This is a genomic window from Archangium violaceum Cb vi76 (genome assembly GCF_000733295.1).
In the GTDB taxonomy this organism is placed as follows: domain Bacteria; phylum Myxococcota; class Myxococcia; order Myxococcales; family Myxococcaceae; genus Archangium; species Archangium violaceum.
Genome location: NZ_JPMI01000048.1, coordinates 1 through 22,767, shown reverse-complemented (window position 1 = coordinate 22,767; position 22,767 = coordinate 1). Strand labels below are relative to the sequence as shown.

Annotated in this window: 17 protein-coding genes; 12 read left to right on the top strand and 5 right to left on the bottom strand. The window is 67.5% G+C overall.

The genetic code is table 11. From position 1 onward, the window contains the following. The first annotated feature begins 3 nt into the window (after window positions 1-3). A complete protein-coding gene (locus tag Q664_RS08385; protein ID WP_235216609.1) occupies window positions 4-3,135 on the top strand; it encodes a POTRA domain-containing protein in 3,132 nt (1,043 codons plus the stop codon). A gap of 21 nt (window positions 3,136-3,156) precedes the next feature. Here the strand turns inward: Q664_RS08385 and Q664_RS08380 are convergent, their stop codons facing one another. Beyond that, the gene (locus Q664_RS08380) at window positions 3,157-5,454 is read right to left on the bottom strand and encodes a YfhO family protein (RefSeq protein WP_043391937.1); all 2,298 of its coding nucleotides are present in this window, start codon (window positions 5,452-5,454) and stop codon (window positions 3,157-3,159) included. 226 nt (window positions 5,455-5,680) lie between these two features. Between Q664_RS08380 and Q664_RS08375 the strand changes: the two genes are divergently transcribed. From Q664_RS08375 to Q664_RS54640, 8 genes are all read left to right on the top strand, one after another. Further along, window positions 5,681-6,163 (top strand): hypothetical protein, encoded by a 483-nt coding sequence (locus Q664_RS08375; RefSeq protein WP_043391934.1) that lies wholly within the window; start codon window positions 5,681-5,683, stop codon window positions 6,161-6,163. A gap of 18 nt (window positions 6,164-6,181) precedes the next feature. Beyond that, window positions 6,182-7,033 carry an HNH endonuclease gene (locus Q664_RS51765; protein ID WP_052517842.1) on the top strand — a complete coding sequence of 284 codons (852 nt, stop codon included), beginning with the start codon at window positions 6,182-6,184 and terminating at the stop codon, window positions 7,031-7,033. Next, window positions 7,034-7,597, top strand: coding sequence for an SMI1/KNR4 family protein (locus Q664_RS08365; RefSeq protein WP_043391932.1), 564 nt, complete (start codon window positions 7,034-7,036; stop codon window positions 7,595-7,597). A gap of 16 nt (window positions 7,598-7,613) precedes the next feature. Continuing rightward, the gene (locus Q664_RS08360; protein WP_043391930.1) at window positions 7,614-8,381 is read left to right on the top strand and encodes a cell division cycle protein 123 family protein; all 768 of its coding nucleotides are present in this window, start codon (window positions 7,614-7,616) and stop codon (window positions 8,379-8,381) included. Window positions 8,382-8,492: 111 nt separating this feature from the next. Continuing rightward, window positions 8,493-9,830, top strand: a complete 1,338-nt coding sequence (locus tag Q664_RS08355; protein ID WP_043392030.1) for a lysophospholipid acyltransferase family protein — start codon at window positions 8,493-8,495, stop codon at window positions 9,828-9,830. Window positions 9,831-9,846: 16 nt separating this feature from the next. Beyond that, window positions 9,847-12,099: a hypothetical protein gene (locus tag Q664_RS08350; protein ID WP_043391928.1), complete on the top strand. Its 2,253-nt coding sequence runs from the start codon at window positions 9,847-9,849 to the stop codon at window positions 12,097-12,099. A gap of 807 nt (window positions 12,100-12,906) precedes the next feature. Further along, window positions 12,907-14,640, top strand: a complete 1,734-nt coding sequence (locus Q664_RS54645) for an HNH endonuclease (RefSeq protein ID WP_084609623.1) — start codon at window positions 12,907-12,909, stop codon at window positions 14,638-14,640. Then, the gene (locus tag Q664_RS54640; RefSeq protein ID WP_075207383.1) at window positions 14,637-15,086 is read left to right on the top strand and encodes an SMI1/KNR4 family protein; all 450 of its coding nucleotides are present in this window, start codon (window positions 14,637-14,639) and stop codon (window positions 15,084-15,086) included. The genes Q664_RS54645 and Q664_RS54640 overlap by 4 nt, the downstream gene beginning before the upstream one ends. Window positions 15,087-15,561: 475 nt before the next feature. On the opposite strand, the gene Q664_RS08335 is transcribed toward Q664_RS54640, so the two are convergent. Further along, window positions 15,562-16,767 carry a CotH kinase family protein gene (locus Q664_RS08335; RefSeq protein ID WP_160174362.1) on the bottom strand — a complete coding sequence of 402 codons (1,206 nt, stop codon included), beginning with the start codon at window positions 16,765-16,767 and terminating at the stop codon, window positions 15,562-15,564. 197 nt (window positions 16,768-16,964) lie between these two features. Between Q664_RS08335 and Q664_RS51760 the strand changes: the two genes are divergently transcribed. The 3 genes from Q664_RS51760 (at window position 16,965) to Q664_RS08320 (ending at window position 20,069) form a co-directional block, all read left to right on the top strand. After that, entirely contained in the window at window positions 16,965-18,350 is a 1,386-nt protein-coding gene (locus Q664_RS51760; RefSeq protein WP_052517839.1) for a glycosyltransferase family 4 protein, read from the top strand. 92 nt (window positions 18,351-18,442) lie between these two features. Further along, window positions 18,443-19,189 (top strand): hypothetical protein, encoded by a 747-nt coding sequence (locus Q664_RS51755; protein ID WP_052517838.1) that lies wholly within the window; start codon window positions 18,443-18,445, stop codon window positions 19,187-19,189. Between the two features lie 100 nt (window positions 19,190-19,289). Beyond that, entirely contained in the window at window positions 19,290-20,069 is a 780-nt protein-coding gene (locus Q664_RS08320) for an arylamine N-acetyltransferase family protein (protein ID WP_043391925.1), read from the top strand. 15 nt (window positions 20,070-20,084) lie between these two features. Here the strand turns inward: Q664_RS08320 and Q664_RS08315 are convergent, their stop codons facing one another. The 3 genes from Q664_RS08315 to Q664_RS08305 form a co-directional block, all read right to left on the bottom strand. Further along, on the bottom strand, window positions 20,085-21,155 hold the full coding sequence (locus Q664_RS08315) for an NADH:flavin oxidoreductase/NADH oxidase (protein ID WP_043391921.1): 1,071 nt from the start codon (window positions 21,153-21,155) through the stop codon (window positions 20,085-20,087). Window positions 21,156-21,177: 22 nt separating this feature from the next. Then, entirely contained in the window at window positions 21,178-22,437 is a 1,260-nt protein-coding gene (locus Q664_RS08310; protein WP_043391919.1) for a spinster family MFS transporter, read from the bottom strand. Further along, a partial coding sequence (locus tag Q664_RS08305) for a Ppx/GppA phosphatase family protein (RefSeq protein ID WP_043391916.1) occupies window positions 22,434-22,767 on the bottom strand: 334 nt, incomplete at its 5' end. The genes Q664_RS08305 and Q664_RS08310, both read right to left, overlap by 4 nt.

The window sequence follows — 22,767 nt, the reverse complement described above, 5'->3', positions numbered from 1 at the left end:
CTCGTGCTCTGCCTGCTGCTGGCCGGCGGCGCGATGGCGCAGCCGGTGAAGGCAGTGGAGCCAGCGAAGGCCGCCGGGGCGCAGGCCACCGAGACGGCGCCGCTCCCCGTGCGTCCGGAGCCGGTGATTCCGGCCGGTCCCACGGTGGTGGCGGTGGAGCTGCACCTGCCCGCGGAGGAGGAGCCGGCGGGGCTGGTGGAGCTGGTGGCGGTGCGCAAGGGCCAGGTGCTGTCGGCTCGCGCGGTGCGCCGCTCGGTGGAGCGGCTGTGGGCCAGCGGGCGCTTCTCCGACATCGTCGTGCGCACGGAGGACGTGCCCGAGGGCGTGCGCGTGGTCTTCGAGCTCTCCTCCATGGCGCGCATCCGCCGCATCGACGTGGAGGGCAACGTCGTCCTCTCCGACGCGGCGCTCCTGACGGCGCTGAAGGCGGAAGGCCTCGAGCAGGACAAGCTGCTCGACGAGGACGTGCTGAGGACGGCCTTGAATGGCCTGAAGCGCGCGTACGAGCGCCAGGGCTACAACGACGCGCGCATCCAGCTCACGCGCGAGTCCGTGGCCGGAGGCGTGGCGCTCGCCTTCACCGTCTTCGAGGGCAGCCCCACGCGGGTGGCGGCCGTCTCGGTGACGGGCAGCCCCGGCCTGCCGTTGCCCGAGCTGCTCGCCACGCTGGGCCTGCGCGTGGGCGGCGTGTTGGACCGCGGTGGCCTGGAGTCCGGACTGGAGCGGCTGCGGACCCTGCTACGCTCGCGCGGCTACTGGCGCGCCACGGTGGGCCAGCCCAGGCAGCGGAAGTCGGACGACGCGGCGACGGTGGTGGTGCCCATCTCCGCCGGGCCGCGCTTCACCTTCCACTTCCACGGCAACCACCGCTTCCCGGACGCCGTGCTGGCGCGGATGCTCTCCTATGACGGCACGGAGCCGCTGGACGCCCAGACGGTGGCCCGGCTGGCGCGGCGGCTGGAGTCCTTCTACCAATACCGCGGCTTCAACGACGTGCACGTGGAGACGCGCGAGGTGCACCGCCCGGATGGCGAGGCGGCGGTGCTCGCCTTCGACATCGAGGAGGGCCATCCGCTGCGCGTGCGGCGCGTCATCTTCCGGGGCAACAAGGTCATCCCCAACGAGGAGCTGCGCGAGATGCTCACCGAGCACGTGCGCTCCAACGAGCCCCAGCCCACCTCCCAGCCGCTGCTGTCGGACGCGGTGGAGATGGGCCCGGGCAAGCGCCGCATGGGGCCTCCCGAGTGGGTGTACGATCCGGCCACCGTCTTCGTCGAGGAGGCGTGGCGGAACGCGGCGGAGGTGATGACGGAGGCCTACCGCGAGCGAGGCTTCCTGGAGGCCCGGGTGCGCTTCACCCGCATGCGCGTGGAGGTGGGCCGGCGCACGGCGGTGGGCTGGTTCGACGTGTTCGAGGGCCCGCAGGTGCGCGTGGCCGACATCCGCATCGAGGGCGGGCCCCAGGGCTTCGACGGCCGGAGCCTGGTGCCCATCAAGGTGGGCGAGCCCATGAGCAACGACGCGGTGGAGCGCGGGCAGCAGGCGCTCGTCACCGAGTTGGGGCGCAGGGGCTACCTCTTCGCCCGCGCGGAGACGGCGCCGAACCTCGCGGCCAAGGGGGTGAGCCTCCTCTACCGCCTGGAGCCGGGTCCCCAGGTGACGGTGGGCCGCCTCCTCGTGCGCGGGACGTCCCGCACCAACGAGGAGGTGGTGCGCGCCACCGTGCGCCTCAAGGAGGACGAGGTGCTCAGCCCGGACAAGCTCTTCGAGAGCCAGCGCCGGCTCACGCTCCTCAACATCTTCCGGCAGGCCACGGTGCGGCTGGAGAAGCCGGACGTGCCCGAGGCCAGCAAGGACGTGGTGGTGGAGGTGCGCGAGCGTCCGCGCTGGGAGGGCGAGGTCGCCGGTGGCTACTTCCTGGCGGAAGGCCCTCGTCTGGGACTGGACGTGTCGCGCTCCAACGTGGATGGGCGCGGGCTCAACCTGTCGGGCCGGTTGAAGCTCAACTACATCGGGTGGAGCGCGCAGGGCTGGGAGAAGGCCGCCATCGCCCGCGCCCGCTGCACGGCGGTGCCCGAGGAGTGCAAGGCGCCCGAGCCCTATGCCTGGGTGACTGACTTCGGTGGACGCGTCGTGTTGTCCGCCGCCCAGCCCCGGCTCTACGGCCTGCAGCCCCTGGAGGTGGGCGCCCGCTTCGATCTCATCGGCGAGCGTGTGTACCGGCCCTCGTACCTGTCCACCCGAGCCGCCGCCGTGGCGGGCCTGGACTGGTCGGCGACGCGCTGGCTGAGCTTCGGGTTGCAGTACGAGCTGGAAGGCAACCTGCTGGAGCGCGGAGAACGGCAGCTCACCGCGCCGAGCCGCGCGGACCAGGAGCGCCTGCGCTTCCCCACCGGCTTCTTCATCCTGAACTCGCTGCGCGCCTCCGGCGCGGTGGACCTGCGGGATGATCCGGCCAATCCGCGCAGGGGCCTGGTGGTGTCCACCAGCGCCGAGGTGATGCGGGACATCCGCTCGCTGCCGACGAACGCCAGCGGCGAGGCCACGGATCCTCAGCCCATCAACGGCGTGAAGCTGACGGGGAACGTGAGCGGCTACGTGCCCCTGCCGTCCCGGGCGGTGTTCGCCCTGTCCCTGCGCGGGGGCACCATCGTTCCCCTGGTGGAGGACTCCTGGGTCATCGGCTCCAAGCGCTTCTACCTGGGTGGCTCCTCCAGTCTGCGGGGCTTCCGCGAGGATGGCATCCTCGGCGAGGACCGGCGCACGGAGCTGCGGCGGCAGCTGGCCGACTGCCGCTCGCTGGTGCACCCGGCGGGTTGCTCCACGGAATTGCTGACCATCCTCGCCGGCCAGCCGCCCACCAGCGAAGGCGGGCAGGTGTTCACCCTCGCCAAGGGCGAGCTGCGCATTCCCGTGGGCTCCTCCTTCGACGTGGGCCTCTTCGTGGAAGCGGGCAACCTCTGGGAAGACCTGAAGAAGTACCGGTTCTCCGCCTTGCGCTACTCGACGGGCGTGGGGGCCCGCTACCAGACGCCGGTGGGCCCGCTGTCCTTCGACGTGGGCGTCAACCTGGACCCGGATGAGACGCTCAACGAGCCGCTCATGCAGTTCCACTTCAGCATCGGCACTTTCTGAGCCCCCCGTCGGGCCGAGGGCTCACTGGCCGCGTCTCGAGACGAGCGCCAGGAGCACGAGCACCAGCACGCCCGCGAGTGTCGCCTGGAGCCCCGAGGAGAAGCCCGGATCCGTGAAGGAGAACTCCACCTGGTGTGAGCCTTCCGGCACCTCGAGGCCCATGAGTCCGGCGTTGACGGCGCGCACGGGCACCTCGTTGCCATCCACCGTCGCCGTCCAGCCCGGGTAGGCGTTGGCCGCGAAGACGACGAAGGTGCCTCCCGCCGGGGCCACCACCCGCGCCCGGGCGCTCCGGGGACCGAGCTCCACGTTTCCCACCTCGGCGGGCCCGTAGGTGCTCGACGTGCCTCCTTCCACGAGCGCCTCCTGGCGCGTGTCGACCTTCCCGGAGCCCAGACGCGCGAGGGCGTCCTCCAGGCTGGCCACCGCGGTGGTCCGCGTCACCGTCCGCAGGCGCTGGGGGCACTCGGAGCGCTTCGTCACCGCGAGCCCCAGGGAGGGCTCGGTCAGCAGGACCTGCTCTCGCGGGCCCAGGGACTGCGCCGCCTGGGCCGATGTCAGCAGCAGACAGCCCGCGTAGAGCTCCGCCACCACCTGCGGCCGCCTCGCGAACACCCCCATCAGTCCCGCCCAGCGTCGCAGATTCACCGCGCTGTAGCTGGTGACCTCCTCGAGCCCGAAGACGCCGGAGAGGTTGCTCTTGAGCGTCTGGTGCTCCCACTCGCGCAGGTGGATGAGCCCCTCGAGGTCACGGCTCGGGGGCGCCGAGGCCTTGAGTGCCCTGTCCATGCGGAACACCCGCGTCGGCGGTGAGCCCGCGAGCTCCCGGAGCCGCGCCGCGAGCGCTGGCTCCTGGTAGAGGGAGGCCGGCCCGAGCCACACCGTCTTGCGCGCCGTCCAGAGCAGATCCACCGCCACCAGCGCGAGCGCGCCCATGGCCACGGCGCGGCTGCCAGGCTTCCGGAGCGCCATCGCCGCGAGCCCCAGCATCAGGGCCGTGAAGCACAGCGCGGTGCCCACCGAGCTCGCCGCGTTCTCCAGGGGGCCGCTCGGCTCGGCGCGGGTGCTGGCCGCCTGGAGGATGGAGGCGAAGAGCTCCCGGGCCGTGTCCGTCGCGGCCCCGGTGAACAGGAGGGCCACCACCATGAGGCCGGCGGCCATGCCCAGGGGAATCAACCGCCGGCGAGAGGGGCCGGTGACGAGTGCCCTCGCGCCGGACGCGGCGAGCACCGCGCATCCGAGCACCACCAGGACGACGTACTTCTCCGGGTAGCGGAAGAATCGGAAGGGGGGCTGCTCGAGCAGGAAGGACACCGGGGAGCGTTCACCCAGGGCCAGCAGCAGGCCCAGCGCGCACAGGCTGAGCGCGAAGCCGGTGAGCCGGTCCTTCCTCGCGCCCAGTACGGCGAGCACGAGCACCGTGGCTCCGAGGTAGATGCTGAGGGCGAAGGGAATCGAGCCGGGCCCCTTCACCATGAACCAGGCCCAGAACTGGGGCACGCCCAGGTACTCGCCGAAGGGGTAGGGGAAGAGGAACTCGAGCATCCGCACCGGGTGCAGGTTCCAGCTCGCGAGGTAGCCGACCTCGGAGCCGCCGCGGGTGGATTCCGCCAGCAGCTCGAGGGCGGGGAACACCTGCACACCGGCGAGCAGCAGCCCGAGCGCGCCGGCACCCGCGAGCGCCACCAGCCGCTCCTTGCGGCCGGGGAACCACGTCACGTACGTCGCGGCGACGAGCGCCGAGTAGAGCGCGGATTGGGGATCTCCCGACACGAGCTGCGCGGCGATGAGGAGGGAGAGGATGGCCAGCCTGCGCAGGGGGAGGAACTGGGCCTGGAGGACGACGAGCAGCCAGGGAGTCCAGGTCCAACCCGAGACGAGCGGTCCGAAGTTGCCCAGTCCCGCCATGTAGCCGGTGAGCCCGAGGGCGAGCGTGCCGGTGAGGGCGGCCGGTTCCTCGAAACCCTTGCGCCGCAGGAAGACGAAGAGCCCGAGCTGGCCCAGGAAGTGGTGGAGGACGAGGAGGAGCGCGTAGGCGGTGGGGAAGGAGAAGACGGCGAAGAGGAGGTTGGGCGGGTAGAAGACGCCGGCGTGGATGTCCGCGAGGAAGGGCAGCCCTCCCTGGTGGAAGGGATTCCAGTGCGGCAGCCCCCCGAGCGCGAAGCGCGTGGCCTGGGTGGGCCAGTAGTAGTGCATCACGTCGCGGTAGAAGAACGCGCGGCCGGGCAGGAGCCCCCCACCGTAGAGGGCGAGGGACGCGAGCAGCAGCAGTCCAGGCGCGGCGAAGCGGTTCAGCGGCCGGAGGGCGGGAGATGCCATGAGCGCCCCGGGTATATCACCAGGGAAGCGGGGCTCAGGCCGCGCGTGCGCTCGTCTTCGCGAAGTAGGCATGGCGTGCGCGGCCACGGCGAACACACGTCCATTTCGCCACTTTGGCAATCCGCGTAGTAGTTATATTCACAGACCGATGAAATTCACCCGCGCACAATTGGATGAGTGGTTGCAGCGCGATCCGGAGTAGTTCGTCGAGCGCGTCCTGGAGCGCGTGCGCGAACAGCATCCCACCTTGCGCTCCACTGACGACATGCTGCGCGACTCCATCCGTGCTGGAGTCAAGCGGGCGCGCGTCAACGGGCTGCGCTCGGATCGCCAGGTCAGTGAATTCATCCTGATCATGTTCGAGGTCGCGCCCAACTTCGATCAGCAGAAGGACATCCGGCGAATGCTGGACGACACCCGCCTGCCGGTGGAAGAGCGTTGGGAGCGGCTCTTCACCCCGGCTTTCGATGCGGCCTGGGAGGAAGCCGATCAGCCCGGCTTTCTCGATGCGGGGGCCTGGTTCGAAACACCGCCCAAGGACGTGTCGGAAGTGGGCCTCCCGTCCTTGGAGGAATGGGCTGAAGTGGTCGTGCTCTCGCGCATCGCGCAGCAGACTCCTCCTGGACAGCCCCTGCGGTCCCCAACGCTGCATGAGCTCTACGAGGCGGCTGTGGAAATCGAACAGCGGGTCAAGGCCAACAAGAAGTGACACCGGCGAAACGAATCCATGGCCACGGAACTCAATCAGGTCAACAAACAATACGATTCCGAAATCGCCAAGGCGCAACAGCAGCTCCAATCCCTGGTCAAGAGCAAGGAATGGGAGACTGCCAAGGCGGCGGTTGATGCCGCGGGAATCGTCGATCCCACCCCGATTTCCGACGGCATTGGCACCATCATGGGCCTGGCGGAAGGAGACTTCATCGGCGCGGGGCTCTCCGCCATCTCCCTGATCCCCTACCTGGGCGATGCCGTGGGCAAGACAGCAAAGGGGGCGCGTGCGCTCAAGCGGCTCAAGGAACTGGCTGACGCCACCGCCAAGGTGACGAAGCGGCTGGACCAGCTCAGTGACAAGCTGGCGCGACGCCGCGAGGCCGCCCGGCGTGTGCGGGAAGCCAAGCGCAAATCGGTGGGCTCCGTCGAGGAATGTGCCGCGAAGGGCAAGTGGGGCGATGATGTCCAGCTGCCGACGACGGGCTCATGGAAGCCACCGAACTCCAAGGGGCATGGCACCTGGACCTCGGAGGACGGCAAGTACACGGTCGAGTACAAGAAGGGCTATCCGGACTTCACCAAGGCCACGGGTCCGGCCGGCTCGCCCATCGTCAAGGGCAAGGTCGAGATCGAAATGGACATGGGGGGGAAAACCTCGAAAGACTTCTCCCAGGCGGACAAGGCCATGCGAGATCTACATGGCAAGGACTGGAAACGTCCCCCGGGTTATCTGTGGCACCACAGTGAAAATGGGACCTCGATGGTGTTGGTCCGCAAGGATGTCCATGACAAGTCCATCACGAGAGGTGGCAGCGGCGCTGCTCACTCTGGCGGTGCGAGCATCGCCAAGTCTCCGGAGTTCTGAATGAAGCCCTGGGAGAAGATGAAGTTCGAGTCCGTGGCCACGCGGCCCGGCCAGCCATCGCGAATCCAGCAGTTCGAGCAGCTCTGCGGGAGCCGCCTGCCCGGCGATCATCACCACTTCCTGGTGGACGTGAATGGTGGAAGGCCCGTCCCCCCGACAGCATCCAACCCGGACGAGTACCCAGTGGTCGCGGTGGATTGGCAGGGCCGTCCGCCCCAGGGCGCTCTGGATGAAGTGATTGTGGACTACCTGTTCAACGCCGAGGACTGGGCGGGCATCTACGAAGAGGAACGGAGTGAAAGCCTGACGTTGTCGGGCGCCTATCGGGAATTCGTCCAGGAGGAGCCACGCATCGCACGCGGGTTCATTCCCATGGGCTCCGACCCGGGAGGCAGCCTGTTCCTGCTCGACGTGAGCGGAAAACAGCCGGGTTCCGTCTGGTTCTGGGCCCGCGATTGGTTCGACGCCGGCCAACTGGAGAAGGAGCCCTTCCATAACCTCGGGTACATCGCGCCGACCTTCTCCGAGTTCATTTCGAAGATCCGATTCAAGACCATCGACTGAGTCCTCGCGGACGACGATGAGCCCTGTGTCCTGGTCACGCGCGTATTTCGAGCGGATCCGGCCCACGTTCCTGGAGTGCTGGGCCGAGGAACTGAGGGCGCTGGCCGTTTCCCACGTTCATCTTCCCCTGACGCCCGCTGAGGCGAGAGCGCTCTCGGTGACTCCACCTCTCTGGCGGGAGCGGCTCGTCGCCTCGGACCCGGAGGGCCTGCATTCGCTCGCCGCGAGACTCCAGAAGGCGTTGGAGGGTGTCGAGCAGGGCGTGTTCGTGCGTCTCGGCTCGGGAAGCCCGAAGGACTCGGCGCTTTTCCGTGAGCAGGGCGGGTGTGCCCGGACTCCGATGATGGCGTTGAAGTTCCTCCAGACCTCTCCTCGTACGCGGGCGCACCTGTCGCGCTTCCTGGAGTTGGGCCATCCCGTCCATCTCTTCGTGCGGCACTGGGTGCGAATCCCCCCGTGGCAGGAGTTTCGCTGCTTCATGCGCAATCGCCGGTTGGTGGGGATCTCCCAGCTCGCCCACCGGGGTGACACGCCCGAATACTCGCTCGCGCCCAGGGCGGAGGAACTCGGGCGGACCCTTCAGGACTTCTTCGTTGGGGTGGCGCGAGCCAGTCATGTTGGCAGCGCGGTCTTCGACGTGTGGTGTGACACCGGCGCGGGTGATGGAGCGCCTGCGCGGGTCTGGCTTTTGGACGCCAACCCCTGGGGTCCGGCAAGTGATGCCTGCTTGTTCGATTGGAGCCAACCCGAAGGCTTCGATGGAAGCTTCCGCTACCTCAAATAGGGAGAGCCGCTCACGGGGGTATTGGCGTCCACGCACGCAGTGTGCGGAGGCTCCGGGCTGGGTGGGCAGGGGCCGTGCCCGGGAGACGAGCACCCGGTGTACACTGCGCGCGTGTTCTACAGCATCGTGCGTGCGGTGGTGGCCCTGGCGCTTCGGCTCTTCTACCGGGTGAAGGTGAATGCGCCCTCGGCCGAGCCCGAGGGCCCGGTCATGTTCGTGGGCAACCACCCCAATGGGCTCATCGATCCGGCGCTCGTCTTCATCCTCACGCGCCGGCACGTGACGTTCCTGGCCAAGGAGCCGCTCTTCCGCCTTCCCGTCATCGGCTGGCTGCTCAAGGGGCTCGGGGCGCTGCCGGTGTACCGCAAGCAGGATGACCCCTCGCAGATGGGCAAGAACGAGGGGACGCTGGACGCGGCGCGCGGGGCACTCGTGGCCGGCCGGGCCATCACCCTCTTCCCCGAGGGCAAGAGCCACTCGGAGCCCTCGCTGGCGGAGCTGAAGACGGGGGCGGCGCGCATCGCGCTCGGGGCGGCGAAGCAGGGCGCTCCGGTGCGCATCGTCCCGGTGGGCCTCACCTACGCGGACAAGAACCTGTTCCACAGCGAGGTGCTCATCGAGATGGGCACCCCCATCGAGGTGATGGACTTCCTCCCGGCGGACGCGGCGGGCGAGAACGACTCGGTGCGCCGGCTCACGGAGCGCGTCGCCGAGGGGCTCCGCGCCGTGACGCTCAACCTGGACAAGTGGGAGGATCTACCGCTCATCCAGTTGGCCGAGCAGCTCTTCGCCTTCCGGAAGAAGGAGGCGAGGGATCCCGATCGGCTGCGCAACTGGGCGCGGGGCCTGCAACTCTTCCGCTCCGAGCAGCCCGAGCGCTTCGAGCGGGTGCGGGGCGAGATGGTGTCCTTCCTGCGCCGGCTGGAGCTGGTGCGGGCGGACCCCACGGACCTGGCGCTGGAGTACCGGACGGGCCCGGTGGCGCGCTTCGTGGCGAAGAACCTGCTGATGCTGGTGTTCGGCATGCCGCTGTTCGCCCTGGGGCTGGGGCTCTTCTACGTGCCGTACCTGCTGCCGAGGTGGGCCAGCCGCAAGGCCGAGCTGGACGTCCAGGCGACGGTGAAGTTCCTCGTGGCGCTGGTGGTGGCGCTGGCGTGGTGGGGGGCGCTGACGGTGGGGGCGTGGCTGTGGAGCGGGGCGCCGCTGGGGCTGACGGCGCTGCTGGGCGTGCCGCCGCTGGCGCTCTTCACACTGTACTTCTCCGATCGCTGGCAGGTGTTGCTGCATGACGTGGCCGTGTTCTTCACGCTGGGCAGCCGGGGGCGGCTCAAGGCGAGGCTGCTCACCGAAGGGGAGCGCCTGGCGGCCGAGGTGGAGAAACTGGCCGGGGAGTACCAGCCGCGACTGGACCAGGGCGGAGCGCCATCAGCTGTGGTAGCAGAGCAGTGAGCTTCCGTGCTCGACCATGCAACCGGGTGACGACAGGTGGCCTGAATCCATCCAGGCGCTCTATGAGCAGGTGACGGGGGCCAGCCCCGACGCCGTGCTGTCGTCGCGTCCGCGGTGGTCGGAGCAGCTCGCCGAGTGGGTGCGGAGCGCCACCCTGGACGAGCGCGAGATGGCGCAGACGGCGGCCTGGTCCCGGCTGGACTCCGGCGAGCGCTCTCCGGGCGAGCTGCTGTTCCTGCTGGCCCACGGCGGCGAGCTGCTGTGGCCCTACACGGCGCCCCCGAGGGAGCTGCTCCACCGGCTCATCTCCCGGCGGGAGCAGCTCGTCCTGGCGTTGAATGCTCAGGGCCAGGCGGAGGCCGTGGGGCCGCTCATGGAGCAGGTGGGCGCCGAGGTCTCCAAGGTGCTGACGCGCTACCTCAAGCGCCACCCCGAGGCGTTGACGGAGCTGGTGAGCGGCGTGCGCTGCACGTTCGACGGCCGGGTGCTGCGCTTCCACGACACGGTGGAGCTGGACCTGAAGTTCCTCTTGGGCTCGGAGAAGCGGGTCATCGGGCGGTTGGATCAGCTCCGGGCGCTGCTGCCGCACCTGCGCGAGGGCCGGGACAAGCTGGTGGCCTTCATCCGGGAGCGGGCGGCGCGGATTCCGTGGCGCGAGTGCCGGGACGTGCTGGAGGAGAAGCTCTTCCAGATGGTGGCGTCGCCCGAGGGCCGGAGTGAGCTGCGCGGCTTCCTGGGGAGCTACGCGAGCGGGAAGGGCGAGGCGCGCTGGTGCACGCGGGCGAGCCTGCTGCTGACCAGGAACCTCGAAGAGGGAGGCGCGTTGGCGGTCATCGAGAGCCTGAGTGAGCTGCTGGTGTACTTCGAGGCGCCGGTGGAGGGCCTGCGAGGCGCCCTGCAGGCGCTGGTGGCCAGCATCCACGAGGACAAGGAGCTCGAGCGGCACCGGGTGGTGGCGGACAAGTGCTGGGAGCACCTGAAGCCGAAGGCGGAGCCGGGGCTGGCGCTGGTGTTGCTGTGGCTGGAGGAGCGCATCTTCCGGGTGGGGCTGCGGCAGGGCTCGGAGGATGCCTTCGAGCGGAGGAACCAGGCGCGGGAGCGGGTGCGCGAGCTGCCGGTGGCGGAGGCGCTGTACTGGCTGGCGGAGGAGTGCGCGGACCTGTGGCCGCGGGTGGAGTCGGAGCGGCGGCCCGGAGCGGACGAGCTGGCGGCGTGGAGGCAGGAGGTGACGCGGCGGTTCGCGAAGAAGCCGGTGTTGCGCAAGGCGGCCATCGAGTTCTTCCTGTGGTGCGCGCCGGACGCGGCGGCCTCGGAGGCCGAGCTGGTGACGCTGTCGCTGGTGAAGACGGGCACGGACCGGCGGCAGTTGCGCCGGCTGGGCGAGCACCCGTCCACGCGCGTGCGCTTCCGTGTGCGGGCCATCAACGCGTGGCTGACCCACGGGGCGGAGTCCGCGCCCGAGCCGGCGACGCCCGCGACGCTGACGGGGGCGCTGCGCCACTTGAGGGCCGCCGGGGCGATGACGCTCGGCGGGGGCCGGACGTGGCTGAAGGACCGGGACCTGGAGGAATTGCTGCTGGGCGCGTTCAGCCGCGTGGAGCGGGACTTCTCGGCGCGCTACCCGGAGCACTTCCGGGAGGACGAGGCGCGGCTGGTGACGCGGCTGCTCGAGGATCTGCGGCACGAGTTCGAGAGCATCCGCTCGGACCTGTCGATTCTCCTCTCGCAGGGGCAGCCGGTGCCGTTGGAGCTGGACCTCCAGTACCGGAGGGCGAGGGAGCCGGTGGAGGGCGAGCCGGCGCCGGAGAACGCGAGGCCCGCGGGAGTGGAGCTGGCGTTCGTGCTGAAGGTGGAGGTGGACTCCTTCCTGACGACGAAGCGCGCGGTGCTGGTGCTGGCGAGGAAGCTGGAGCACCGGGGCGAGTGGGCACAGAACCTGCGGCTCGGGCGCGAGCAGGTGGACGGGCTGCTGGGGCAGACGGAGGCCTCGTTCTGCCTGTTCCTGGTGCCGCCCTCGCTGCGCGCCGAGTGCTGGATGGTGCCGGCGCGGCTGGTGCGAGGGCTGATGGACGCGCAGGGCTCGCTCTCGACGGTGTCACGCGAGGGAGCGCAGCGGGTGGCGCGCTCGCTGGCGCAGTGGATGACCTACGACTTGCTGGGCCTGTGGACGGGAGACGACCGGCCCGCGGTGCTGGCGCGGACCGAGCCGGACGCGGAGCGGGGCCCGGACTTCATCGTGGAGATCTCCGTCCGCAAGCGCGGGCAGTGAGGGGTTGGGGGCGTGTCCACGAAGTTCTTGGACATAGTCGCAGGAGATGCGCAGGAGCCGAGCGCGGCGCGTGCGTGTACACTCGGTGGCCACCTGCGTGCTGGCTGGAGTGGACCCGCAGGGGGACTTGGCCGATTCGTGCGCTCCTTGAGGTGCCCTTTCTTGCCGATACGCCGTCCTTCGGTTCTGCACCAGCCCTCTCCCCTCAACACTGTCCCATCCGCCCTATGCTCACCTTTCATTTTCCCTGTTGTCTGGGAATCATCACCCCGTCGTACATGCTTCCAACCCAATAGGCTAGACTCAGGTCCCTTCAAGAGGAGCCTCAGCAGGTCGCAGACGCAGGAAAAGAGTGAGAACGGGTGGGCGACGGATGGGCGATTTTGATTCAACTTCTTCCAGTAGGTGATATGTGTTTTCTCTTACCAAGACACAGCTCCATGTACTGGCCCAGAGCACAGTTCACACCTATCTCGACCGGGTCACGGCCCGAATTCGTGCCGACTTTCCAGTTGAACTTGGCCAGTCCCCCCATGCTGAACTCCGTAGTCGGGTACAAGCCGCGTTCGACCGGTTTCGTGCACAGAACTTCCAACGCAAGGAGTATTTGCATCGACTGATTGTGCTGGAGCTGTTGTTCGGTCCGAATTTCGAGACCAAACTACCGACTGCCGTACGCTTGTTTGCATTTCCGGATCCTGGTGTGCACTGCCCTCCCGAGACGGAGCGCTTCTGGGCTATCTACCGAGCTGCCGACCACCTCACATCAGGCGCACCCTCCACGAATACGCTGCCAAAGGGTGAATCATGGCGATGACGGGCACAGGCGCGCTCAACCGCTCTCAGGCAAGCGCTGAAGCTGAGACAGGCTCGGTTGACAGTCCAGTCAAGGAATGCCTGGGCTGGATCGGAGTGCAAGCAGTCTATGATGATCCGTGGGCTACCCCGGTTACGGATTGTCAGGTGCGCATTGAAGTCTCGGGGAGCATTGTGGCCGATGGACCTCTAACCAAGGGGCTGTCCGCATTTGGCAAGGAGGATGGGCAGCCCCATGCTGACGTGCGCACGGAGTTGGGGGGCTACCGTCAGAGTGGTGTCCCGTCAGGCCCTGCACTCATCGCGCTCGTGCCGACTGGCGACCCAGGGCAAGCGAACGATCTCGAGAAGCAGATCTACAGCCAGCTCTCGACCTTCGAGACGTCCATGCGAGCAATCCTCCAGCCATGGATTGCAGAGTGGTCGAAACATGGCTGGTGGTCGGTTCCAGAGGCGAAACGCCGTGGCGAGCTCCGTGGCCTTGGCGCGTGGTGGGAAGGTGAGGTGGATTTTTGGGCCAGCCTCAGCGATGTGGCGGGTCAAGCATGGGACGGCATCAAGAGCGGCGCGCGCAATGTTGCCTCCTGGTACGAAGACTTGCCTTGGTATGAGAAAGCCTCACCGATTATTTTGATTTCGGTCGAGCTGGGCAAGCTGGGGCTACAACTGTGGAATGGCGCGACTGAGTTGTGGGACCGGCGTGACCAGTTGATGACCCTATTCAAGGCCTTCTCCAAGGGGTCGGTTGCGGCCATTGAATCGGCACTCGCGGCACTGGCGAACTTGCCTGGCGAGGCAGGGGAGTTAATCAAAGCACTGGTCAAGGATAGTGCTGATTGGGTGCAGAACATGATCGAGGTCGCGCGTGAGACGGATGTGTTCAAGCGCGCCGCCAACACGATCATGACTGTCATCATGATGATGACGCCGAACTTCTGGGCTGAAGGCATCGGCATGGTCGAGGGGTATCTGCTGCCCGAGGTACTGATCACCATCATTTTGATCATCATCGGTGCACTTTGCGCCGCGGCTGGGGCCTCAGCGCTCGCCGCCCGCATCACTGGAATGTTGTCCAAGCTGCGCAAAGCCATTGGAGCAGCGGGCAAGGCCGGAGAGGTGCTCACCACCCTGTTCAGCAAGCTGGATGGGCTCGCCACGCTGGTGGGAAATCTCTCGAAGGCGCTTCGCCGCAGGATCGATGAAACCATCAAAGGTGTGACGGACAAGCGGAACCCCCTGGTACGTCGTTCCGCGCATCGAAAACCCAAGCTGCTACCCGATGGCAAAATAGAACCATTCCCAGGTTCAAAGCATCCGCCCGATCCTATTCAGAACAAAGGATACAAACACCGCAACCAAGACGTCACCAAGGGTGGGCATACTGTTCATTTCGATAAAGACGGGTTCCCTGTCTTCAAGAGTGAGTTCGATACGACTCTCGATGACTCTCATATTGGATCGAGAGATCACGCAGCGCATTTCAAAGCGTCGAATCAATCGCTTGTAAAGGCCGCGAGAGAAGACCCATCTCTAGCGAAACGACTCGGGCTTACCGAGTCGGACCTTTCGGCACTTCAGAATTCGAGCAACCCTCCCAAGGGCTATACCTGGCATCACCATCAAGATGTCGGTAAGATGCAATTGGTTGGGCGGTCCGAACACGGTGCGTTTTCATTTGACCACACTGGTGGCATGTCTATCTGGGGAGGAGGCTACAAAAAATGAGTTCAGTCACATGGAAGCCTTATGTCTGGCCGAACTTGTGTCGGGCAACTTTTGAGGAATTCCAAGAAATCGAAGCTCTCTGGGGAGTGTCGCTCCCAGAAGACTACAAGAAGGTTGCCGCAATGTATCAAGGGTGCACACCACACCCCAATGGAATCACGGTACTTGATGGCACCACAGGCGTTGGAATCCTGCTGACAGTCAGCACCAACTCAACCATGCCAGAGGAGTCCGTGCAGTGGGCATATGACTTCCTCAGAGAGCATATCCCCCCAGGGCTGTATCCTTTCGCCCGTAACATAGGGAGCAATTATTTCTGCTTCGACTACAGGCAAACTCCTCGCAACCCCAGGATTGTGTTTATTTTTCCCGAGGGAGAAGGTGAGGATGCCATCCTCTTCGTGGCGGACAACTTCACACGGTTTCTCGATAGTTTGAAGGATTGAGCCCTCCTTACTCATTTGAGTGGGCGGTGGGGCGCGGAGTACCAGTGAGCCACCGCATCCACCATGCGCACCTTGTCCCTGACGGCCATGAAGGTGCGGCGTCAGGCGGCGTGCCTGTTGTTGCTCGAGCATCTGTTGCGGCGAGGGCAGGCGCTCGCCACGCTTGTGAGACCCACCAGCGGGCCGCGGCGAATAGCCGATAGGGCGCCGAATGGTGCTTAGGGTCGCTGCCCCCTCCTGCTACCCGCAGCACCAGTTGCAGGAACATGTCGGGCAGCATCATGGCCAGCCTCCTGTCGGACCGAGGCAGTGCTCGCGCACCGGTTCGGCGACCCACCTCCGCCGTCATTTTCTCCAGCAGACCTCTAATGTCCTGCCGACGCGCGCTCCGCCTCCGCTCTCCTGTGCCGGCCTCAGGCAAGCTGGACTCCGGGCGCGCGGCCCAAAAGTGCGAAACTCGAGCTGAGGGGCCGCGTCACGGCTCGGACGGCAAGTGCCCTTCGAGGAGGATGCGGCGGCCGCGAAACAGCTCGAGCTGGAGCGGAAAGCGCGCCTGGAAGTCCTTCAGCTCCACACGGACCCGTGCGTCGTCACGCGGCGCGGACTCGATGACGGTGCGCACCGCCTCGGCGCGGGCCTGCATCGCCGCATCGCTCCAGACCTCGCGGACCACCGTGTTCAGCCGAGCGAGGAATCGCGCGTTCAGGGACGGGTGCTCCCGTACCCGCTGCGCCAGACGAGAACGGGGCACCTGGAACGGGTCGAGGTCCGGCCGATCCATCAACTGGTCCATCCCGTGTGGCAGGAAGACGAAACGCCCATCCCGCGGCCGGTGGTAGACGTAATAGTTGTTGAGGTTGAGCGTGTATCCATCCCAGTGCGCCAGAGCCACTTCCAGCGCGTAGCTGGTGAGCCACGCATCCACGTCGAGCACGGCCTCCAGTTGCTGCTCCAGCGTGTCGTCCGGAGCCGTCTCGACGATGGCGGCCAGCGCCCGCAGGTCGTCGCGCGTGCGTCCTTCCTTCTGCTCGTCCTTGAGGTCCAACAGGGCGGGGCTTCCCAGCGGAGCGGCGAAGTCCACGCAGCAGGGGCCCTCGTAGAGGTTGCCATCGCCGTTGCCGAACATCCCCCGCAGGGCGCGTGAGTCGTAGGCCTCGCGTACCACGTAGAAGCCGTAGACCTTCCCGTTGAGCACCACCAGCGCATGCGCGGTGCGTGGAGCGGCGAGCCCCGCCTGGCGGTGGAGCTCGTACGCGAGGTGCTCGTTGAGCAGGCCGCGGTCCTGGATGGCGTTGTTCAGCAGCAGCTTGTCCAGCCCCTGGTAGCGCTGGCCCTTGATGAACTCATCGAATTTCAGGCTCCAACCGGGCTTGCCCGACAGGGTGGACCCCGAGCCCCAGTTGCCCTTCTGGCGGATGCCCGCGTTGTGTATCGACACCCCGTTGAGGGTGATGTCACAGGGGATGCGCTGTTCGTGATCGTACTCCAGGGCCTCGAGGTGCTCGGGCGACACCTGGATGGAGACGTAGTGGAGGAAGCGGGTGTCGAAGGCGTGCCAGTCGTGCGGGAGCACCCGGGGAGGAAATGGCGCGGTCTCATCCCGCACGTGCTCCGGAACCCGTGCGTTCGGCGGAGTCTCTTGTACCCGGGTACAGGCCCCCAGCACCGAGAGCAGCGCCACTCCCGCCCACCAACCTCTGGCCCGTTTCGGACACATGGCCCTGGAGGAGTAGGCATGGGCATGGGCTCGCACCAGGGACCCCCAGCCCCAGGGCTCGTCGAGATGTACGCGGGTGGATAGGTCGGTGGGCCACGGGCTGCCCGGTCCGATTCAGCGCTGTTAGAGGCTTCACCTGTCCACATGAAGGGGGGGGCTCCATGAGGCAGGAAAGCAGACGCCGGATCTTCGTCGACTTCACGCTGGTGGATTACCGGACCCGGGTGACCGGCATTCCACGCGTCGCCTATGCGTACCTCGAGGAGGGCTACGCGCTCGGCGACGCATATGGGCTCGAGGTCGTCCCCGTGTACATCCAGAACGGAGAGCTCATCGATGCCCGTCCCTTCCTCGTCGGGAGCAACCTCCGGCGCTTCCGCCGTCAGCCGGGACTCCGGAGCCTGCATCAGCTCCTCCGGTCGTGGCTCTACTTCGTGCTGCACGTGCTGCGGCTCGGGGCCGTGTCGTGCGTGGTGCCCTTCTTGCGGCTCGCCAGCCTGCTGCTGTCGTTCGAGTTCTTCGACCTCTGGAAGAACGTGCTCCACAAGGGTTTTCGCGCCGGCTACTTCTCCCTCAAGCAGCGCGTCAACGGCTTCCTCGGGAAGCGTGTGGAGTTCCAGCCGGGGGAGGTCCTCTTCATGCCCGCGTACTGGCATGACACCCGGCCGGGCCTCTACATGCGGCTGCGGAGCAGGGGGCTCGTCCTGTGCCCGCTGGTGCATGACATCCTGCCCATCACCCACCCGGAGTTCTACGAGTCCCCCTGGCGGGAGCAGTTCGAGCGCTGGGTATTCGAGGTGCTGAGCCACAGCGATCACATCTATTACGTCTCGGAGTTCACCCGGGGCTCGGTGGCCGCGGTCAACGCGAGCCGTTTCCACCGGCAGCTCCCAGGCGGCACGGTGTTGCACCATGGCCGAGACTTCGCGAGGAGCGAGCAGGTCCCCGCGGAGGTGACGTCACCGGCGGTCAGGGCCGTTCGCGAGGGGCCTCCGTACTTCCTGATGGTCGGCTCCATCGAGCCGAAGAAGCACCACCTGAAGGTGCTCGCGGAGTTCGAGTCGCTCTGGCGCCGTGGGGTCCAGGTCCAGCTCGTCATCGTGGGCGGCGGTGGGTGGAAGAACGGGGAGATCCACGAGGCGCTGAGCGCCAACCCGTACCTGCACGGCTCGCTGCTCTGGCTGGAGGGTGTGGAGGATGGAGACCTCGCGCTGCTGTACCGGGACGCCGCGGGGCTGCTCCAGGCCTCGGAGGCCGAGGGCTTCGGCCTGCCGCTCATCGAGGCGCTCTCGCTGGGGACGCCGGTGCTCGCGAACGACATCCCCGTCTTCCGAGAGCTGGTGGCGGCACACGCGACGTTCTTCGACATCCACCGCGAAGGGGACCTGGGCGCGAAGGTGGAGCGGCTCATCCGCGAGGGCCGCCAGCCGGTGGTGGACTTCTCGTGGCCCACCTGGAGTGAGCAGGCGCGCGTGCTGTTCGAGGACCTGGCGGCGCGCTCGCGGGTGGCGGTTCCGGCGTCTGGGTGGAAGCGCCTGGCGGCCTGATATGAGGGATTCAGGCCCTGGCATGTTGATCTTGTTTTGCGGATATCGTACAGATTCCTCGGATTGGGCCGGTTGATGCTCGGAGGAATGCCTTGAAGCCGCAGAAGACGATTCGTTCCATCACCTGTTCGCTGATGTCCGGGCTGCTGCTGGCCGCTTGCGGTGGAGCTCCCGAGGACGCGCTGGTTCCGGCTGGGGAGCAATTGGGTACGCAGCAGTCGCCGCTGTGCGTCGGCCTGGGCGTCTCCGGACTGAACATCGCGGGGGTCAGCTCGTACGAGGGGATCGCGGCCGGCGCTGGAAACTGGGCGGTGACCACCGGCGCCAATGGGGTGCGGACGGAGTTCTGGGTGGATGGCTCCCTGCGGAGCGCCTCCGAGTATCTCGGAACCTCGGGGGGCTGGAACTTCAGCGCCGGGGGGATGGGGTGCGGAGGGCACAACCTGGAGGTGAAGGCGTTCCCCATGATCGTGGACAGCGGTGGCAATCGCACCACCTGCTACGACAGCCCCCACTCGGTCACCGCGTCCTTCAGCCAGTACTGCCCTCCCACGACCTCCCTCTCCTGCACGCGGACCTCGAACTACGTGGTCCGGTGCACGGGGAGCGTCGGTCTGGGCACCGGGTCTCACACCGCCTACTGGCAGGACTCCGTGCAGGGCGAGGGGTACGGCTGGTTCCAGGGCTCGCTCACCCAGAACTTCGGCTGCGAGGCGCGGACCGCCGAGAACAAGTACTGGCCCCTCCAGTCGGTCACTTTCGAGTTCAAGGTGCAGGACAGCAACGGGAACTGGTCGAACGTCAGCAGCAGGACCTACTCCTGCGTGCTCTATCTCTGATGGCCCGTCCGAGGCTCGCCAGTCCCTGGCGGGCCTGACCCCCTCCTCCGTCTGACCTATACTGCGCGAGGCGTGCTTTCGCGCCGCGGACGGGGGAGTCATGGACATCGGCCAGTACCTGCGGAGGCTGGGATACGAGGGGCCTCGGGCACCCACGCTGGAGACCCTGCGCGCGCTGCACCACCGGCACCTCGAGTCCGTGCCCTTCGAGAACCTCGATGTCCACAGCCGGCGCCCCATCGTGCTCGACGAGGCGGCCTTCTTCGACAAGGTCGTCCGGCGCAACCGCGGTGGGTTCTGCTACGAGCTGAATGGCCTGTTCGCCGCGCTTCTGCGCGCCCTGGGTTTCCAGGTGACGTACCTGTCCGGGCGGGTATCACCGGACGGCATCCACCCCTCCGGCCCCGAGTTCGATCACCTCGTGCTGGAGGTCTCCCTGGACGGTTCCTCCTGGCTCGTGGACGTGGGCTTCGGTGAAGGCTTCGTCGAGCCGCCCCCGCTCGTTCCAGGGCCGTGGGACTCGGGAGGACTGCGCTTCCACCTGGAGCGGCTCGGGGAGGACTGGTCGCTCTTCCAGGATGTGCCGGGCGGCACGAGGAAGCTCCTCTATGTGTTCTCGCGCGTGCCGAGGCGGTTGGAGGAGTTCTCGGAGATGTGCCGGTACCACCAGACCTCGCCCGACTCGTTCTTCCTCAAGAACACGCTCTGCTCGCTCAAGACGCCCACGGGGCGGGTGACGCTGAGTGGCAACCGGCTCATCGTCACCGAGCGGGGCCAGCGCGAGGAGCGGCTGCTCGCAACGGCGGAGGACATCGAGCGGGCCCTGCTGGAGCACTTCGGAATCCCTCGCGGAGCCCTCGGCGGGGCCGCGGCTCCGTGAGGAACGGAGCGCGGTTCAATCCTGGGCGCGCTCGTACTGGGGAGGCCAGGGCACGGTGGCGTGGAGCTCGCGCGCCGCGTGCAGGGGCCAGTAGGGGTTGCGCAGCAGCTCCCGGGCGAGGATGACCACGTCCGCCTGCTCCGTGCGCAGGATGTGGTCGGCCTGGAAGGCGGAGCGGATGAAGCCCACGGCGCCGGTGGCGATGCCGGCCTCCTTGCGGATGCGCTCGGCGAAGGGCGTCTGGTAGCCGGGTCCCGCGGAGATCTTCACCCCCGGCACCAGCGCTCCCGAGGAGCAGTCGATGAGGTCCACGCCGTCCTGCTTCAGCAGCTTCGCGAGCGCCACCGACTCGTCGAGGTTCCATCCGCCCTCGGCCCAGTCCGTGGCTGAGATGCGCACGAAGAGGGGCAGCTCCTCGGGCCAGCGCTTGCGCACCGCCTGCACCACCTCGCGGGTGAGCCGCACGCGGTTCTCGAACGAGCCGCCATACCGGTCCGTGCGCTGGTTGGACAGCGGCGAGAGGAACTCGTGGAGCAGGTAGCCGTGCGCGGCGTGGAGCTCCACATGGCGGAACCCCGCGGCCTTCGCGCGCTCGGTGGCCTCGACGAAGGCCCGCACCACCCGTTGGATGCCCGCCTCATCGAGCGCCTCCGGCACCGTGTGCTCCGCGTCGAAGGGCACGGGGCTCGGCCCCACGGGCTTCCAGCCGTCCTTCTCGCTGGGAGGAATGGGGGCACCGCCCTTCCAGGGTTGCGCCGTGGACGCCTTGCGCCCCGCGTGCGCGAGTTGGATGCCCGCCACCGAGCCCTGCTCGTGGATGAAGCGCGTGATGCGCGCCAGCGGCGCGATGTGCTCGTCCTTCCAGATGCCCAGGTCCTGCGGCGAGATGCGCCCGATGGCCTCGACGGCGGTGGCCTCGAAGATGATCAACCCCGCGCCCCCGACGGCCCGGGTGCCGAGGTGGACGAAGTGCCAGTCGTTCGCGAAGCCGTCCTCGCTCGAGTACTGGCACATGGGCGAGACGACGATGCGATTCTTGAGGGTGAGCCCGCGCAGCGTCAGCGGGGTGAATAGCGGACTGCCCATAGCGCCTCCAGTACTCCGGACCTCAGGCCGAGACGTGCTTGAACAGCTTGCCCGCCATCAACAGCGAGAGTCCGCCCAGCAGCACCGGCAGGGCATTGAGCTCGATGGCGAAGCTCAAGCTGCTCAGGTCCGCCACCTTGCCGATGGCGGTGGGCGAGATGGCATCGCCCAGCATGTGGATGAACAGCACGTTCAGCCCCATGGCGAAGGCGCGGAACGCCGGCGGCACGCCATTGACGATGGCCGCGTTGATGGGGCCGCTGTTGAGGAAGATGAAGAACTGCGCCAGGAAGATGATGGCGAACATCGGCACGTGCGAGTCCACCTTCATCGCGAGGAACATGAGGGGAGCCGCGACCAGCAATCCCACGCCCGACATGCGCAGGCCACCACCCTCCATCCGCCGGTCCATCTTGTCACCCAGCCAACCGCCGGCCAGTGTTCCCACCAGGCCCGCGGTGGCGGTGACGGCGCCGGAGCTGAAGCCCGCGCTCCCCGGAGTCATCCCGCGCTCGTTGACGAGGAAGGTGGGCAGCCAGTACCCGAGCCCGCCGATGGAGAACGTCATCAGCGTGTAGCCCGCCGTGGTCCACCAGAAGGACTTGTTGTTCGCCAATCCCTTGAGGCCCACCTGGAAGGGTAGCTTCGTCTGGGCCTCGGGCCCGTCCATGGCGCCGCGCTGGGGCTCGGGCATGAAGAAAGCCATGGCGCCCAGCACCAGGCCCGGCGCGCCGCCCACGAAGAAGGCCATGTGCCACGAGTAGGCCTCGCTCAGCCACCCGCCCAGCCCGTAGCCGGCCGCCGCTCCCACGGGGATGGCGATGTAGAAGAAGGACAGCACCCGCGTGCGCTGCTGGCGCGGGAAGAGGTCGGAGATGATGGACGGGGCCACCGCGCCATACCCGGCCTCGCCGATGCCCACGCAGGCCCGCGCCACCATCAGCGCGAAGAAGGTGGTGGCCAGTCCCGAGGCCCCCGTCGCCAGGCTCCAGAGCAGCACGCCCGCGGCCACCAGGTAGCGCCGCGGCAGCCGATCCCCGAGGAAGCCACTCACCGGGGAGGCCAGCATGAACACCAGCATGAAGAAGCTGCCCAGGTAGCCCGCCTGGGTGTTGGTGAGCTGGAAGTCCTGCTTGATGTAGGGCAGGGCGACCGTGACGATGTACCGGTCGAGGTAGTTGACCAGGTTGATGAGGGAGAGGATGAGCAGCGCGTAGTAGCTGGTACGCGTGGCGGACACGGCGGGCTCGGTGGAGGGGGCCACGGCGGTGGTCGTACTCATGACTGGGGGGCTCCGAAACGGTACGCGAGCAGGCCCCAACGCAGGCCCCGGTCGCTCACCCGGCAGCGCTCGAGCCCGAGCGCCCGCAGGCTCTCGAGCAGGATGAGGGCTCCGGCGGGAATCACGTCCGCGCGCTTGGGCTGCAGGCCCGGCAGCTTCTGGCGCTCGGCGAGCGGCATCCGGCACATCTGGTCCGCCAGTGCCTCCAACTCCGCGAGCGTGAGGGTGCCACCCTGGACGCGCGCGGCGTCATACGGATCGATGGCGTGCCGCACGGTGAAGAGCGTCGTCACCGTGCCGGCGATGCCCACGAGCACCGCGTCCTGGCGA